Here is a 14900-nt window from a genome sequence, read left to right as displayed (position 1 = left end):
TGAAGCGACCTTGGCCCGGAGCCGCCGGAGCCGTTCTGCCGATCGGCGGCCTCTGAACGCGTCGCCGACGGGACTCGGCCACGCATCCGCCGCTCAGGGGCCCGCCGGCCTCACCACCAAAGGAGTGGGCGTCGTGACCGCGGAGACCTCCCAGACGCTCGACCGGGGACTGCGTGTCCTGAAGCTGCTGGCCGACACCGACCACGGGCTGACCGTCACCGAGTTGTCCAGCAAACTGGGCGTGAACCGTACCGTCGTGTACCGGTTGCTCGCCACCCTGGAACAGCATGCGCTCGTACGGCGCGACCTGGGCGGACGAGCCCGGGTCGGCCTCGGGGTGCTGCGGCTCGGCCGCCAGGTGCACCCGCTGGTCCGGGAGGCCGCGTTGCCCGCGTTGCGCTCGCTCGCCGAGGACATAGGCGCGACGGCCCATCTGACCCTGGTCGACGGTGCGGAGGCACTGGCCGTCGCCGTGGTCGAGCCGACGTGGACCGACTACCACGTGGCGTACCGGGCCGGTTTCCGGCACCCGCTGGACCGGGGGGCGGCGGGCAAGGCCATCCTGGCCGCCCGGCAGCCGTCCGCCGCCGATCCCGGGTACACGCTGACGCACGGGGAGCTGGAGGCCGGGGCCAGCGGGGCCGCCGCGCCGCTCGTCGGGGTCACCGGGGTCGAGGGCAGCGTGGGCGTGGTGATGCTGGCGGACTCCGTGCCGGAGCGGGTGGGGCCGAGGGTGATGGAGGCCGCCCGGGAAGTGGCCGAGGCCCTGCGCTGAGCGCGTGGCGGTACGGACGTACCGCGCGCCGGGACCCGTGCACGGCGTGCGGGGGACCCGGTGCGTACGCCGTACGGGACACGTGGCGCGGGCGACCGGGGGCGGTCACGTTAGATTGAACCCGTGCTCTCACGTCTCACTCGTCCCCAGGCCGTAGCCGTCTGCGCGCTGCCCGTCGTGGCCCTGCTCGCCACGGCGGCGTTCGCGCCCCTGCCGTTCTCGGTGGCCCAGCCCGGGATGACCGCGAACGTGCTGGGCGCGAACCAGGGCACCCAGGTGATCACCGTCTCCGGCGCGCCGGTGCGCAGGACCAGCGGGCAGCTGCGCATGGTCACCATCCAGGCGACCGGTCCGGACGCCCGGGTGTCCTTCCTGGACGTGGCCGACAACTGGTTCCGCACCGACCGGGCCGTGATGCCGCGCGACGCCGTCTACCCGAGTGGCGGCAGTGTCAAGGAGATCGAGCAGCACAACCAGGCGCAGATGCAGCAGTCCCAGGACGCGGCGACCCGGGCGGCGCTGACGTACCTCGGGCTGAGCGCCGGCAAGGTCAAGGTCACGCTGAAGCTCGCCGACGTGGGCGGACCGAGCGCGGGCCTGCTGTTCACCCTGGGGATCATCGACAAGCTGCACGGCGACGGCAACGGCGGCGACCTCACCGGCGGCCGGAACATCGCCGGCACGGGCACGATCGACGCCGACGGCACGGTCGGCGCGGTCGGCGGGGTGGCCCTGAAGACCCGGGCCGCCCGGCACGACGGCGCGACCGTCTTCCTGGTCCCGAAGGACGAGTGCACCGACGCCAAGGCCGGCCTGCCGGGAGGCCTGCGCCTGGTCCCGGTCACCACGCTGAAGGGCGCGGTGAACGCCCTGAACGCCCTGGAGAGCGGCAAGGGTTCGGTCCCGAGCTGCTGAACGGCCGCCGCCGGTCCGCTACTTGACGAAGCCCTGCTGTCGCATCCAGTCCAGCGCCACCTGGTGCGGGTCCTGCCCGTCCACGTCCACCCTGGCGTTCAGGGTCCGCGCGACCGAGTTGTCCAGCTTCCTGGTGACCGGGTCGATGACGCTCGCGATGGCCGGCCACTTCTTCAGGACCTTGCTGTTGACCACCGGGGCGGCGTTGTAGTCCGGGAAGAACTTCCTGTCGTCCGCCATCACCGCCAGGTTCATCGACTTGATGCGCCCGTCGGTGGTGAACACCTCCCCGTAGGTGCACTTCCCCTTGGCCACCTGGGTGTAGATGATCCCGGTGTCCATCTGTGTGACGTTGCCCGCCGGGATCCTCATCCCGTACGCCTTCTCCAGCCCGGGCAGCCCGTCGGCGCGGTTGGCGAACTCGCTCTCCACGCACAGCGTGACGGCGCCGGGGTCCTTCGCGGCGAGCGCGGCCACCTGCGAGAGGGTCGTCGTGCCGTACTTCTTGAAGTCGGCCTGGTTCATGGCCAGCGCGTAGGTGTTGTTCAGGCGTGCGGGAGGCAGCCACGTCAGCCCGCTGCGCAGGTCCGCGTCGCGCACCGCCTGCCACTGTCTTTGCGGGTCGGGGATGGGCTCGCTGTGGCCGAGGTACGTGATCCAGGCCGTGCCCGTGTACTCGTACTGCGCGTCCGCCGTCCCGCCCTTGACCGCCTCCCGCGCGCCGATCGACCCCTGGATGCCGGTGCGGTCCAGCACGTCCGCGCCGGCCGCCTGGAAGGCGATCCCCATGATCGCGCCGAGGATCAGCTGCTCGGTGAACTCCTTGGAGGTGACGGTGATGTGGGCCCCCTTGAGCGGGCCGCCCGCGCCGATCGTGCCCGGTCCCACGCCGTCGGCCATGGGGGAGCCACTGGTCAGCCCGCAGCCGGAGGCCAGCAGCAGCCCCGCCAGTGTCAGGCACGCACCGCGTCTCATGCGCCCACCTCCAGGCCGTGCGGCCGTAGCAGCGCCTCGGCCAGCGAGGCCAGCCAGTCCACCAGCAGGGCGAGCGCGACGGTGAGGACCGAGCCGAGCACCAGCACCGGCATGCGCTGGGTGGTGATGCCGGTGGTGATCAGCACGCCCAGGCCGCCGCCCCCGCCGAAGGTCGCCAGCGCCGCCGTGCCGACGTTGAGGACCAGGGCCGTGCGGACGCCCGCGAGGATCAGCGGGACGGCGAGCGGGAGTTCGACCCGGGTGAGCACGCCGAGCGGGGACATGCCGATGCCGCGGGCCGCCTCCAGCAGCGTCGGGTCGTTGGCCTGCAGACCGGCGATGGTGTTGGAGAGGACGGGCAGGATCGCGTAGACGATGATGCCGATCAGGGCGGCCTTCGTGCCGGTGCCGAGCCAGATGACCAGGAGGGCCAGCAGGCCGATCGCGGGGGTCGCCTGGCCCATGTTGGCGAAGGTCAGCGCCACCGGGGTGGCCCTGCGGAAGGACCGCCGGGTGAGCAGGATGCCCAGCGGGATCGCGATGATCAGCACGAAGAAGGTGGAGATCACCGTCAGTTCCACGTGCTGCCACAGCGCCTTGGAGACCTGGCCGTTCGACAGCGCGTTCTTCGAGATCGTGTCCAGGTGCGCCTGCCGGAACCACAGCCAGGTCGCGAGCAGGACGGCGACGAGGAACGCCGGCAGGAACGTCAGCCGCTGCCAGGTCACCCGGCGCGCGGGCGGGCGCCGCGCCGGGGGCGGGGCCTCCTGCTCGGCCTCGCCGTCGTCGCGGAAGGGGAGCCCCCTGACCTCGTGCTCGCCGGCGGGGCGCTGCTGCCTCTCCGTGCTCACGCCTTCGTCACTCCTCCGGGGCCTTCCTGCTCGAAGTGCGTCTGCTGGGCGCGTGCCTCCTCCAGCTCGTGCTGCGCCTCCATCGCCTCCAGCCGGTCGGCCTCCAGCAGTTCGTGCACGGAGTTCATCAGCGTCTCCATGTCGACCACGCCGATGTACTCACCGCGTCTGCCGGTGACCGCGACCCGGCCCGCGTTGTCCGTGAGCACGGCCTCCAGCGCGTCGCGCAGGGTGCCGTCCCGGGTGACCGTGTCGTGCACGAGCGTGCCCGCGCGGGCCAGCGAGCCCTTGGCCCGCATCAGGTCGCCGCGGCGCAGCCACTTGTAGGGGCGCCTGCGCCGGTCGAGGAGCAGGATCTCGGTCTCGCCGGTGGAGCGCAGATGCCCGAAGATCTGCTGGAGCGGGGTGTCCACGGTCACCGTCGGGTAGTCCCGCATCTCCACGTCCCGCACCCGGGTCAGGTTCAGCCGCTTCAGGGCAGCGCCCGCGCCGACGAAACCGGAGACGAAGTCGTCGGCCGGGTTGGTGAGGATCGCCTCCGGGGTGTCGAACTGGGCGATGTGCGAGCGTTCGCGCAGGACGGCGATCCGGTCGCCCAGTTTGATCGCCTCGTCGAAGTCGTGGGTGACGAACACGATCGTCTTGTGCAGCTCGTGCTGGAGCCGGATCAGCTCGTCCTGGAGGTGGTCGCGGGTGATCGGGTCGACCGCGCCGAACGGCTCGTCCATCAGCAGCACCGGCGGGTCCGCCGCCAACGCCCGTGCCACGCCCACCCGTTGCTGCTGTCCGCCGGAGAGCTGGCGCGGATAGCGGCCGTGGAACTCGCCCGGATCGAGCCCGACGAGGTCGAGCAGCTCCTCGACCCGGGCCCGGATCCGCGCCTTCGGCCAGCCGATCATCCTCGGCACCAGGGCGATGTTCTGCGCGACGGTCATGTGCGGGAAGAGACCGGCGGACTGGATAGCGTAGCCGACCTTGCGGCGCAGCTTCACCGGGTCGATGTCGGTGACGTCCTCGCCGCCGATCCGGATCCGGCCGCCGGTCGGCTCGATCAGCCGGTTGATCATCTTGAGCGTCGTGGACTTCCCGCAGCCGGACGGGCCGACGAAGACGACCGTCTCGCCCGCCTTGATCTCCATGCTCACGTTGTCCACGGCCGGCTGCGCGCCGCCCGGGTAGCGCTTGGTCAGGTTCTCCAGCTCGATCGAGGCGCCGTGCGCGGTCGTCTCCTGGGCGGCGGTCTCAGACACGGATCCCCCTGGGGATGGTCAGCCGCCCGATCAGGACGTACGCGGCGTCGAACACAAGCGCGAGGATGACGATCCCGAGGGTGCCCGCGAGAACCTGGTTCAGCGCGTTCTTGCTGCCCAGGGAGGCGAGCCCGCGGAAGATCTCGTTGCCGAGCCCGGGGCCGGAGGCGTAGGCGGCGATGGCGGCGATGCCCATCAGCATCTGCGTGGAGACCCGGATCCCGGTCAGGATCGGCGGCCAGGCCAGCGGCAGCTCCACCCGCATCAGCCGCATCGCCCGGGACATGCCGATGCCCTGGGCCGCGTCCACCAGCATCGGGTCGACCCCGCGCAGGCCCACGATCGCGTTGCGCACGATCGGCAGCAGCCCGTACAGCGTCAGCGCGATCACCGTCGGCGGCACGCCCAGCCCGACGACCGGGATGAGCAGACCGATCAGGGCGAGGGAGGGGATGGTGAGAATCGTGGAGGTCGCGGTGGTGGCGAGGCTGCCCGCCCAGTCGGAGCGGTAGGTGACGACGCCGATCACCACCCCGATGACGGTCGCGAGGACCATGCACTGGAAGACCGCGCTGGCGTGCTGGTAGGCGTCCGCGAGCAGCTGCTGATGACGATTGCCCAGGTACTCCCAGAAGTTCACCCGCGCTCACCCCAGACCGGTCACGCCGCTACAGGTCACGTCCCTTCACTGTCCCGGGCGGCCTGCTCCACCAGCGGGATGATCCGCAGCGGAACGGGGTTCTCCATGACGATCGCCGTGGAGGCCCGGACGATGCCATCAAAACCGACGACGCGGTCGATCACCCGTTGAAGATCGGCGTTCGACCGGGCCACCAGCCGGCACAGCATGTCCCCGCTGCCGGTCGTGGTCAGCAGCTCCAGCACCTCCGGCACCGTCGTCAAGTGGGCCCGGACGTCGGGGCCTTGGCCCTGCCGGATCTGGAGCGTGGCGAAGGCGGTGACCGGGTAGCCGAGGGCCGCCGGCTCCACCTGGGGACCGAATCCGCGGATGACTCCGTTCGACTGAAGCCGGTCCAGGCGTGCCTGCACGGTCCCGCGGGCCACCCCGAGCCGCCGGGACATCTCCAGCACCCCGATGCGCGGCTCGTTCGCCAACAGCACGATGATCCGCCCGTCCAGATGATCGATCGCCACGGCACCTCCAGGGATGGTCATCCTGTACAGAAAGCTCGCCGGTACGGCCGTACCGCTGTGCAGACTGCCCAGCGGATACGCAAACTATTGCGCACCTTGCAGAGCGGGGCCACGCTTCCGCCATGACGCAGACCACACACCAGACCCCCGACACCGCCCGGCAGGCCGATCCCTTCCCGGTCAAGGGAATGGACGCGGTCGTCTTCGCCGTGGGCAACGCCAAGCAGGCGGCGCACTACTACTCCACCGCCTTCGGCATGAAGCTGGTCGCCTACTCCGGACCGGAGAACGGCAGCCGCGAGACCGCCAGTTACGTGCTGGAGAACGGCTCCGCCCGGTTCGTGTTCACCTCGGTGATCAAGCCGAGCACCCCCTGGGGCGAGTTCCTCTCCCGGCACGTGGCCGAGCACGGCGACGGCGTCATCGACCTGGCCATCGAGGTTCCGGACGCCCGCGCCGCCCACGCCTACGCCGTCGCGCACGGCGCCCGCTCGCTCGCCGAGCCGTACGAGGTGAAGGACGAGCACGGCACCGTCGTCCTCGCCGCCATCGCCACGTACGGCGAGACCCGCCACACCCTCGTCGAGCGCACCGGCTACGACGGCCCCTACCTGCCCGGCTACGCCGCCGCCCGGCCGATGGTCGCCCAGCCCGCCCAGCGCACCTTCCAGGCCATCGACCACTGCGTCGGCAACGTCGAGCTCGGCAGGATGGACGAGTGGGTGGCCTTCTACAACAAGGTCATGGGCTTCACGAACATGAAGGAGTTCGTGGGCGACGACATCGCCACCGAGTACAGCGCGCTGATGTCGAAGGTGGTCGCGGACGGCACCCTGAAGGTGAAGTTCCCGATCAACGAGCCCGCCATCGCCAAGAAGAAGTCCCAGATCGACGAGTACCTGGAGTTCTACGGCGGCGCGGGCGTCCAGCACATCGCGCTGAACACCAACGACATCGTGCAGACCGTGCGCACCATGCGCGCGGCCGGCGTCGAGTTCCTCGGCACCCCGGACTCCTACTACGACACCCTCGGCGAGTGGGTCGGTGACACCCGCGTGCCGATCGACACCCTGCGCGAGCTGAAGATCCTCGCCGACCGCGACGAGGACGGCTATCTGCTGCAGATCTTCACCAAGCCGATCCAGGACCGTCCGACGGTCTTCTTCGAGATCATCGAGCGGCACGGCTCGATGGGCTTCGGCAAGGGCAACTTCAAGGCCCTGTTCGAGGCGATCGAGCGCGAGCAGGAGAAGCGGGGCAACCTCTAGTCCCGTACAGGGCGCCCCTGCGGGTGCTGACCGGGTACGCCGGTCAGCACCCGCAGCGCCGCCCGCGCCGGCGCGCGGACCACCATGTGCGGCCGCTCCTGCGGCAGCAGCGTCAGCACCGCGGCCACGGCGACACCGGCCGCCGGCAGAGCCAGCAACAACACCCGGTACGTACCCGGCATGGTCAGTCGGTTGTCCATGGCGCTCACTGTGCGTCAGTACGACGAGCACATCCGGGCGGCCCAAGGGGGGTCGGGACGGGGTTCACACCGATGGCCGTGAGTGTCACGCTGTGATCATGAGCCGTATCGAAGCCCCTCGCTCCGAAGACACCGCAGAGACGAGCAACCTCACCGACCGGCTCCTGGCCGGCCTGCCCGCCGAGGCCGTCCTGACCGACCCCGACGTCACCGCGTCCTACGCCCGCGACATGGCGAGCTTCTGCCCGGCCGGCGCCCCCGCCGTCGTCGTCCTGCCCCGCACCGTCGAACAGGTGCAGCACGTCATGCGCGTCGCGACCGAGCTGCGCGTCCCCGTCGTCCCGCAGGGCGCCCGCTCCGGTCTGTCCGGCGCCGCGAACGCCACCGACGGCTGCGTCGTGCTGTCCCTCACCCGGATGGACCGCATCCTGGAGATCAGTCCCGTCGACCGGATCGCGGTGGTCGAGCCGGGCGTCGTCAACGCCACGCTCTCCCGCGCGGTCGAGGAACACGGCCTGTACTACCCGCCGGACCCCTCCAGCTGGGAGATGTGCACCATCGGCGGCAACATCGGCACGGCCTCCGGCGGCCTGTGCTGTGTGAAGTACGGCGTCACGGCCGAGTACGTGCTCGGGCTGGACGTGGTGCTGGCCGACGGCCGCCTGATGTCCACCGGCCGCCGCACGGCGAAGGGCGTCGCCGGCTACGACCTCACCCGGCTCTTCGTCGGCTCCGAGGGCTCCCTCGGCATCGTCGTCCGGGCCGTCCTCGCGCTGAAGCCGAAGCCGCCGCGGCAGCTGGTGCTGGCCGCCGAGTTCCCCTCCGCCGCGGCGGCCTGCGACGCCGTCTGCCGGATCATGGAGGGAGGCCACGTCCCCTCCCTCCTCGAACTGATGGACCGTACGACCGTCAAGGCGGTCAACGACCTCGCCCACATGGGTCTGCCGGAGACCACCGAGGCGCTGCTGCTGGCCGCCTTCGACACCCCGGACCCGGCCGCCGACCTCGCCGCCGTCGGCGCCCTGTGCGAGGCCGCCGGCGCCACCGAGGTCGTCCCGGCCGAGGACGCCGCCGAGTCCGAACTCCTCCTGAAGGCCCGGCGGCTCTCGCTGACCGCGCTGGAGGCGGTCAAGGGCACGACGATGATCGACGACGTGTGCGTGCCCCGCTCCAGGCTGGGCGCGATGCTCGAAGGCGTCGAGCGGATCGCCGCCACGTACGACCTGACCATCGGCGTCTGCGCGCACGCCGGCGACGGCAACACCCATCCCACCGTCTGCTTCGACGCCCGGGACGAGGACGAGTCCCGGCGGGCCCGCGCGTCCTTCGACGAGATCATGGCCCTCGGCCTGGAGCTGGGCGGCACCATCACCGGCGAACACGGCGTCGGCGTACTGAAGAAGGAGTGGCTGGCCCGGGAGATCGGCCCGGTCGGGGTGGAGATGCAGCGCGCGGTGAAGCACGCCTTCGACCCGCTGGGCATCCTCAACCCGGGCAAGCTGTTCTGAGCCCCCGGTCCCCCGTCGGCCGGCCGGGCCGACCGGGCCGGCGGGGTTCGCCGGGCTCACTGGGCGAGCAGCTGGTCGAGGGCGTCGTCGATGCCCAGCTGCTCGCCCTCCGTCCCCGGCGGCACCGCCGTCAGGGTCCGTTCCAGCCACGCCGACACCTGCGGGATCGGCGCCTCCAGCAGCGCGTCCCCGTCCGGCGAACTGAGCGCGATCAGCACGACGCTGCGCCCGTCGGCCTTCGTCGGCCACACCCGCACGTCCCCGTGCCCGCACGGCCGGAACACCCCCTCCACCAGCAGATCGCGGGCGAACGTCCAGTTGACCGGGGACTCGGAGTTGATGTGGAAGGTGATGTGGACGGCGTACGGATCGTCGGAGCGGTAGGCGAGCCGGGCCGGGACCGGGATGCTGCGCTCCGGCGACAGGATGAGCTTCAGCTCCAGCTCCCGCTCCACCACGGTGTGATGCATGACGTTGCCCTTCTTCTCTTGCCGGGGGCCTCGGAACGGGCCCGCACCGGGGGAGAGAGGGCAGGGGCCGCGCCATTACGCGGGTTCTGGGAAATTCTTTCCGGGGATCTGTGAGAGCCGGGTCCGGCGTTGCCCGGAAGGGGTTCGGTCGAGCGGGACTGGCGCTGCGGGCCGCCCCGGTCTGATAGATGTGGAGCCTTCAGCACACCCCCGAGCAGATACGGGACGACGGACATGAGCGCCCCAACCCCGGCCCCAGGTGACGACCGGCCCCGCGAGGGCTACTACCCGGACCCGTCCATCCCCGGCTACGTCCGGTACTGGAACGGCGCCTCCTGGGTGCCCGGCACCAGCCGCCCGGCGCCGCACGACGGTGAGCCGCTCACCCCTCCCCCGGGCGTCCGCCCGGTGACCCCGGCCCCGGCCGTGGAGGAGACGGGGCCGCACTTCTTCGACGAGGACCCCCAGCCCGCGCCCACCGGGCAGCAGCAGGGGCAGCGCGGCGGTGCGGGCGGGGTGCAGGGCGGGGCGGGCGCCGGTGACGGGCGTACCCCGTGGGGCGCCGATCCCAGGGTCCCGGCGGCGGGGCAGGGCGGGCCGGGCGGCCCTACCGACGCGGCCTCGAACCCGCCGGCGCAGGACGACGGCCCGGACCCCGGCGGCACCTTCATCTTCCGCCGCCCGGTCCCCGGCCCCGCCGCGGTCAGGGACGAGGGCACGATGACGTTCCGCCCGGTACCGGGCCAGGGCAGGCCGGGCGACCGGCCGGCCGCCGCTCCGGACGCCGGGGCGGGCTCCGGTTTCGGCCCGCAGACCCCTGGCCCGCAGACCTCCGGCCCCGGAGCGCCCGCCGCCGGCCGGCCGGGTGCGGGCTTCGTGCCGGGCCAGGCCGGGCCCGGCGCCGGTACGGCGAACTCCGCCGGCGCCCCGGGCGGCTTCGGCCCGCAGGGGCCCGTCGGCCGGGCCACCCCGCCCGCCGCCGCGCCTTCTCCGGCCGAGGGCCCCGGATTCGGTGCGGGCAAGGCCGCCGCCGCGCGTGCCGCGGCCGCTCAGCCGCCGCAGCCGCCCCAGGCCGCCCAGCAGGCCCAGGCGCCCGCCGCCGTCGCCCCCTCGGTGCCGGCGCAGGGCGGTGCTCCCGCCGGCGGCCCCGGCACCCCGCTGACCAGCGGGCCGGGCGGCGGCCAGGCCTCCTGGGCGCAGCAGGTGCACCAGCTGGCCGGGGGCGGGGACGAGCAGCCCATGGCGCCGTGGAAGCCGCCGGTGGAGGACGTCTTCCAGGCGGCCGCGCGCCGCCAGGCCGCGGCCCGGCCCGCCGGAGTCGGCAAGCGGCTCGCGGCCCGGCTGATCGACACCCTGATCGTGCTCGCCGTGACGGCGACCGCCGCCGTACCGCTCGGCCTGCGCGCCGCCGACCACGTCCAGCAGAAGATCGACGCGGCCAGGCTGTCCGGCCGTGAGGTCACTGTCTGGCTGCTCGACGGCACGACCGCCACCAGCCTCGGCATCGTGCTCGCCGTGCTCCTCCTCGCCGGCGTTGCCTACGAGGTGGTGCCGACCGCCAAGTGGGGCCGCACCCTGGGCAAGCGGGCGCTGGGCCTGGAGGTGCGCGACATCGAGGCCCACGAGCCCCCGGCCTTCGGCCCGGCGCTGCGCCGCTGGCTCGTCTACAGCATCCCCGGGCTGCTCGGCATCGGGATCGTGGGCGTGCTGTGGTGCCTGTTCGACCGGCCCTGGCACCAGTGCTGGCACGACAAGGCGGCGCACACCTTCGTCGCCGGCTGACGTACCGGCCGGCGTACGCGAGGGGCTACTCCGTACGGCCGCCCGCCGGGTGCGGAGCCGGGGTGTTCGCGATCCACTCGGGCCATGAGCAGCGAACCGCCCCCCGGCTCCGGAGAGCAGCCCCCCGAGGACGACCCGTTCAGGAAGCGGCCCCCGTCGGACCAGGGGCCGGGCTCGCCGTACGACACCCCGTACGGCGGTGCCCAGCCGCCTCCGCCGGCCGGCGGCGGACCGTACGGCGGCGGCCCCTACGGCGGCTACCCCGCCGACCCGCTGGCCGGCATGCCCCCGCTGGCCGACAGCGCCCGGCGCACCCTCGCGCGGATCCTCGACATGATCCTCGTCGGCATCGTCGTCTGGCTGCTCACCTGGGCGTTCGGGGTGCGCGAGTACAACATCAACGGCGATCACGTCGAGGTCGGCAAGTCCGTCGGGCAGTCGTTCATCGGCGCCGTGCTCTACATCGCGTACGACACCTTCATGATGAGCAAGTACGGCCAGACCCTCGGCAAGAAGTGGCTCGGCATGCGGGTGGCGAACCTGGACGACGGTGCCACCCCGTCCGTGCAGACGATGCTGATCCGCTCCCTGGTGCTGTGGGTGCCGTTCGCGTTCTGCTGCGCCTGCGTCTGGACCGCGATCTGCGGCGGCTGGAGCTACTTCGACAAGCCGTACAAGCAGGGTCTGCACGACAAGGCGGCCAAGACGGTGGTGGTCAGCACGGGTTGACGGGGCGCCGAGACCGGGTGCGGTGGACACGACACGAGAGCGGCGGGTTCGTGAGCTGTCACGAGCCCGCCGCTCTCGTGTCCGTCCCTCACAGGGAGACCGGCTCTTCCTGGGGTGCGGGCTCGACGGGGTCGGCCGGTGCCACGGCCGCGCGGGCCTTCGGCAGCGGCACCGTCATCGCGACGAGCAGCCCGAGGGCCAGGGCCGCGAGGGCGATGACGGTGATCCCGAGGCCCGAACTCGTCTGGGACAGCAGCAGCATGGCGAGCGTCGAGAAGATCACGGTGCAGGAACCGTAGGCGAGCTGTGCGGCGGTCGGACGAGGCATGGCAATCGTGTCCTCGGAAGTCTTCGGGGGATTGTCGGGGGAACAGGTGGGGTGCCGTTCGACTCTCTCCGCGTGCATGCCCGAGGGGGACGGCTGGTAAGCGTGACCTAACCCACGGTTCCGGTGCACAGGGGGCGCACGGAGTCATGGGGTGGAGGCATAGTCCGCTTGCAGGTGCGTAAAGCGAACGTCAGCTCCGCATAGTGCACACGGCCTGAGCGAGTCAAGATCTGTCTTTTCTTCTAAACCTCTAGTCAAATTACGTCACTTGACATGCGTCGGACAGACGCAGGGGAGGAACTCAAGTGACCAGCAGATCCTGGACGTTCAGAGCGGCCGCGATCGGCGTGACGCTGGCGGCGGCCTCCGCCACGTTCGCCACCTTCGCCGTCGCGGAGGCCGCCACCCGGCCGGCCCGCACCGCCGCCGCCCACCGGCACGACCCGGCCCCGGTGAAGCAGCAGGCGCACGACCTCGACGGCCCGCTCAGCAAGACGCAGAGGGCTCAGCGCCAGGAGGCCCTGAACCAGCTGATCGCGGGCAAGGCCAAGGCGAAGGACCGTGACGGCTCCAAGGTCGTGGAACTGGGGAGCAAGAAGGGCGACGGCAAGTACGTCGAGCTGAGCCGCGAGAAGACCGACAGGATCTTCACGATCCTGGTGGAGTTCGGGGACCGGACCGACCCGAAGTACGGCGGCACCGCGGGCCCGCTGCACAACACGATCGCCGCGCCCGACCGTACGAAGGACAACTCGACGGCCTGGCAGGCGGATTACGGCCGGAAGCACTACCAGGACCTCTACTTCGGCACCGGCAGGACGACCGAGTCGCTGAAGAAGTACTACGAGAAGCAGTCCTCGGGCCGCTACTCGGTCGACGGCGAGGTCGCGGACTGGGTCAAGGTCCCCTACAACGAGGCCCGTTACGGCAACAACGCCTGCGGCTCGACCAACTGCCCGAGCGTGTGGAACGTGGTCAGCGACGGTCTGAACGCCTGGGTCGCGGGGGCGAAGGCGGCCGGGAAGTCGGACGCCGACATCAAGAAGGACCTCGCCCGGTACGACCAGTGGGACCGCTACGACCACGACGGCGACGGGAACTTCAACGAGCCCGACGGCTACGTCGACCACTTCCAGATCGTGCACGCCGGCGAGGACGAGTCCGCGGGCGGCGGCGCCCAGGGCACCGACGCGATCTGGGCCCACCGCTGGTACGCCTTCGGCACCGACGCGGGCGCGACCGGCCCGGCGGGCAACAAGCTCGGCGGCGCCCAGGTCGGCGACACCGGCATCTGGGTCGGCGACTACACCATCCAGCCGGAGAACGGCGGCCTCGGCGTCTTCGCCCACGAGTACGGCCACGACCTCGGCCTGCCCGACGAGTACGACACCGCGGGCGGCGACAACTCCACGGGATTCTGGACCCTGATGTCCTCCGGCTCCTGGCTCGGCACCGGCAAGGAGGCCATCGGCGACCTGCCCGGCGACCTGAACGCCTGGGACAAGCTCCAGCTGGGCTGGCTGAACTACGACACCGCCAAGGCCGGCGTCTCCTCCTGGCACAAGCTGGGCTACGCCGAGTACAACACCAAGTACCGCCAGGCGGTGGTCGTCTCGCTGCCGGACAAGGCGGTCACGACCGAGGTCGTCACCCCGGCGCAGGGCGCCTCCCAGTGGTGGAGCGGCAGCGGCGACAACCTCAAGAACACGCTGACCCGTTCCGTCGACCTCACCGGCAGGGCCTCGGCCACCCTGAGCCTGGACGGCTGGTACGACATCGAGAACGGCTACGACTACCTCTACACCGAGGTGTCCACCGACGGCGGCGCCAACTGGACCGCACTGGACGGCACGGTGGACGGCCAGGCCGTCCCGCGCGACGGCTCCGGCAAGCCCGCGCTGACCGGCACGGCCGACGCGTACAAGAAGCTGTCGTACTCCCTCGACGCCTACGCGGGCAAGAAGATCGACCTGCGCTTCCGCTACCAGACCGACGGCGGCGTGGCGTTGAAGGGCTTCGCGGCGGACGAGATCACGGTCACGGCGGACGGCACGCCCCTGTTCTCCGACAACGCCGAGTCCGCGGACGCCGGTTGGACCGCCTCCGGCTTCTCCCGCATCGGCGCGTCCTTCACCAAGGACTACAAGCAGTACTACCTCGCCGAGAACCGGCAGTACGTGTCGTACGACAGGACCCTCAAGTCCGGCCCGTACAACTTCGGTTACCAGAACACCGGCCGCCCCGACTGGGTGGAGCACTACCCGTACCAGAACGGTCTGCTGATCTGGAAGTGGGACACCTCCCAGGCGGACAACAACACCAACGCGAACGCCCACCCGGGCACCGGGCTGATCCTGCCGGTCGACGCCCACCCGAAGGCGCTGCGCTGGTCCGACGGCACGCTGCTGCGCAACCGGATGCAGGCCTACGACTCCACCTTCACGCTGGAGCCGACGGACGCGATCACGCTGCACCAGTCGGGCGTCGCGACCAGGATCAAGTCGCAGAAGGGGGTGCCGGTCTTCGACGACCACACCGGCACCTACTACGACCCGGCGAACCCGACCGGCGGTGTCAAGGTCACTGACACCAACACCAGGATAAAGATCACCAAGCAGGCCCGAAACGGCTCGACGATCGAGCTGGAAGTCGGTCCCGCGGTGAAGTAGTCGGCATTTATGCAGGTCAGGCGCG

At 71.4% G+C, this 14900-nt stretch carries 15 protein-coding genes; 7 read left to right on the top strand and 8 right to left on the bottom strand.

Annotated elements, in window-relative coordinates; translation table 11 throughout:
• Positions 1–133: 133 nt before the first annotated feature.
• Both AC4OXY_RS21595 and AC4OXY_RS21590 read left to right on the top strand, forming a co-directional pair.
• On the top strand, positions 134–775 hold the full coding sequence (locus AC4OXY_RS21595; protein WP_356036896.1) for an IclR family transcriptional regulator: 642 nt from the start codon (positions 134–136) through the stop codon (positions 773–775).
• 123 nt (positions 776–898) lie between these two features.
• Positions 899–1690, top strand: a complete 792-nt coding sequence (locus tag AC4OXY_RS21590; RefSeq protein ID WP_356036894.1) for a hypothetical protein — start codon at positions 899–901, stop codon at positions 1688–1690.
• A gap of 18 nt (positions 1691–1708) precedes the next feature.
• Here AC4OXY_RS21590 and AC4OXY_RS21585 read toward each other — a convergent pair whose 3' ends face one another.
• The 5 genes from AC4OXY_RS21585 to AC4OXY_RS21565 are packed head-to-tail and all read right to left on the bottom strand — an operon-like array spanning position 1709 to position 5921.
• Complete coding sequence (locus AC4OXY_RS21585; protein WP_491994454.1) at positions 1709–2665, bottom strand: glycine betaine ABC transporter substrate-binding protein; 957 nt, start codon at positions 2663–2665, stop codon at positions 1709–1711.
• Positions 2662–3516: an ABC transporter permease gene (locus tag AC4OXY_RS21580; RefSeq protein ID WP_362821279.1), complete on the bottom strand. Its 855-nt coding sequence runs from the start codon at positions 3514–3516 to the stop codon at positions 2662–2664. Before AC4OXY_RS21580 ends, AC4OXY_RS21585 begins: the two co-directional genes overlap by 4 nt.
• On the bottom strand, positions 3513–4766 hold the full coding sequence (locus AC4OXY_RS21575; RefSeq protein ID WP_356036888.1) for a betaine/proline/choline family ABC transporter ATP-binding protein: 1254 nt from the start codon (positions 4764–4766) through the stop codon (positions 3513–3515). The genes AC4OXY_RS21580 and AC4OXY_RS21575 overlap by 4 nt, the downstream gene beginning before the upstream one ends.
• A complete protein-coding gene (locus AC4OXY_RS21570) occupies positions 4759–5406 on the bottom strand; it encodes an ABC transporter permease (protein ID WP_356036886.1) in 648 nt (215 codons plus the stop codon). Before AC4OXY_RS21570 ends, AC4OXY_RS21575 begins: the two co-directional genes overlap by 8 nt.
• A 35-nt stretch (positions 5407–5441) precedes the next feature.
• On the bottom strand, positions 5442–5921 hold the full coding sequence (locus AC4OXY_RS21565; RefSeq protein WP_356036884.1) for an Lrp/AsnC family transcriptional regulator: 480 nt from the start codon (positions 5919–5921) through the stop codon (positions 5442–5444).
• 122 nt (positions 5922–6043) lie between these two features.
• Between AC4OXY_RS21565 and hppD the strand changes: the two genes are divergently transcribed.
• Positions 6044–7189: a 4-hydroxyphenylpyruvate dioxygenase gene (gene hppD / locus AC4OXY_RS21560; protein WP_356036882.1), complete on the top strand. Its 1146-nt coding sequence runs from the start codon at positions 6044–6046 to the stop codon at positions 7187–7189.
• On the opposite strand, the gene AC4OXY_RS21555 is transcribed toward hppD, so the two are convergent.
• Positions 7186–7389: a hypothetical protein gene (locus AC4OXY_RS21555; RefSeq protein ID WP_362821277.1), complete on the bottom strand. Its 204-nt coding sequence runs from the start codon at positions 7387–7389 to the stop codon at positions 7186–7188. The two genes, hppD and AC4OXY_RS21555, sit on opposite strands and share 4 nt — an antisense overlap.
• A 92-nt stretch (positions 7390–7481) precedes the next feature.
• Here AC4OXY_RS21555 and AC4OXY_RS21550 point away from each other — a divergent pair, with 92 nt between their 5' ends.
• Positions 7482–8897, top strand: a complete 1416-nt coding sequence (locus AC4OXY_RS21550; protein ID WP_491994453.1) for an FAD-binding oxidoreductase — start codon at positions 7482–7484, stop codon at positions 8895–8897.
• 56 nt (positions 8898–8953) lie between these two features.
• On the opposite strand, the gene AC4OXY_RS21545 is transcribed toward AC4OXY_RS21550, so the two are convergent.
• Positions 8954–9367, bottom strand: coding sequence for an SsgA family sporulation/cell division regulator (locus AC4OXY_RS21545; protein ID WP_356036876.1), 414 nt, complete (start codon positions 9365–9367; stop codon positions 8954–8956).
• A gap of 234 nt (positions 9368–9601) precedes the next feature.
• On the opposite strand from AC4OXY_RS21545, the gene AC4OXY_RS21540 reads away from it, so the two are divergent.
• Together AC4OXY_RS21540 and AC4OXY_RS21535 are read left to right on the top strand one after the other, a co-directional pair.
• Positions 9602–11149: an RDD family protein gene (locus AC4OXY_RS21540; protein ID WP_491994452.1), complete on the top strand. Its 1548-nt coding sequence runs from the start codon at positions 9602–9604 to the stop codon at positions 11147–11149.
• An 84-nt stretch (positions 11150–11233) separates the two neighbouring features.
• On the top strand, positions 11234–11878 hold the full coding sequence (locus tag AC4OXY_RS21535; protein ID WP_356036872.1) for an RDD family protein: 645 nt from the start codon (positions 11234–11236) through the stop codon (positions 11876–11878).
• A gap of 88 nt (positions 11879–11966) precedes the next feature.
• Here the strand turns inward: AC4OXY_RS21535 and AC4OXY_RS21530 are convergent, their stop codons facing one another.
• The gene (locus tag AC4OXY_RS21530; RefSeq protein ID WP_071372259.1) at positions 11967–12206 is read right to left on the bottom strand and encodes a hypothetical protein; all 240 of its coding nucleotides are present in this window, start codon (positions 12204–12206) and stop codon (positions 11967–11969) included.
• A gap of 305 nt (positions 12207–12511) precedes the next feature.
• On the opposite strand from AC4OXY_RS21530, the gene AC4OXY_RS21525 reads away from it, so the two are divergent.
• The gene (locus AC4OXY_RS21525) at positions 12512–14875 is read left to right on the top strand and encodes an immune inhibitor A domain-containing protein (RefSeq protein ID WP_491994451.1); all 2364 of its coding nucleotides are present in this window, start codon (positions 12512–12514) and stop codon (positions 14873–14875) included.
• Positions 14876–14900 lie beyond the last annotated feature (25 nt).

The sequence above is a fragment of the Streptomyces sp. HUAS MG56 genome, assembly GCF_058673395.1.
The sequence above is the reverse complement of the archived record's forward strand: the minus strand, read 5'-3'. Positions and strand labels throughout refer to the sequence as shown.

What these genes read in the sequence shown, in the direction of transcription:
- AC4OXY_RS21585 (WP_491994454.1), bottom strand. Translation starts at nt 2,665, where the DNA reads ATGAGACGCGGTGCGTGCCTGACACTGGCGGGGCTGCTGCTGGCCTCC.
- hppD (WP_356036882.1), top strand. Translation starts at nt 6,044, where the DNA reads ATGACGCAGACCACACACCAGACCCCCGACACCGCCCGGCAGGCCGAT.
- AC4OXY_RS21555 (WP_362821277.1), bottom strand. Translation starts at nt 7,389, where the DNA reads ATGGACAACCGACTGACCATGCCGGGTACGTACCGGGTGTTGTTGCTG.
- AC4OXY_RS21545 (WP_356036876.1), bottom strand. Translation starts at nt 9,367, where the DNA reads ATGCATCACACCGTGGTGGAGCGGGAGCTGGAGCTGAAGCTCATCCTG.
- AC4OXY_RS21540 (WP_491994452.1), top strand. Translation starts at nt 9,602, where the DNA reads ATGAGCGCCCCAACCCCGGCCCCAGGTGACGACCGGCCCCGCGAGGGC.
- AC4OXY_RS21535 (WP_356036872.1), top strand. Translation starts at nt 11,234, where the DNA reads ATGAGCAGCGAACCGCCCCCCGGCTCCGGAGAGCAGCCCCCCGAGGAC.
- AC4OXY_RS21530 (WP_071372259.1), bottom strand. Translation starts at nt 12,206, where the DNA reads ATGCCTCGTCCGACCGCCGCACAGCTCGCCTACGGTTCCTGCACCGTG.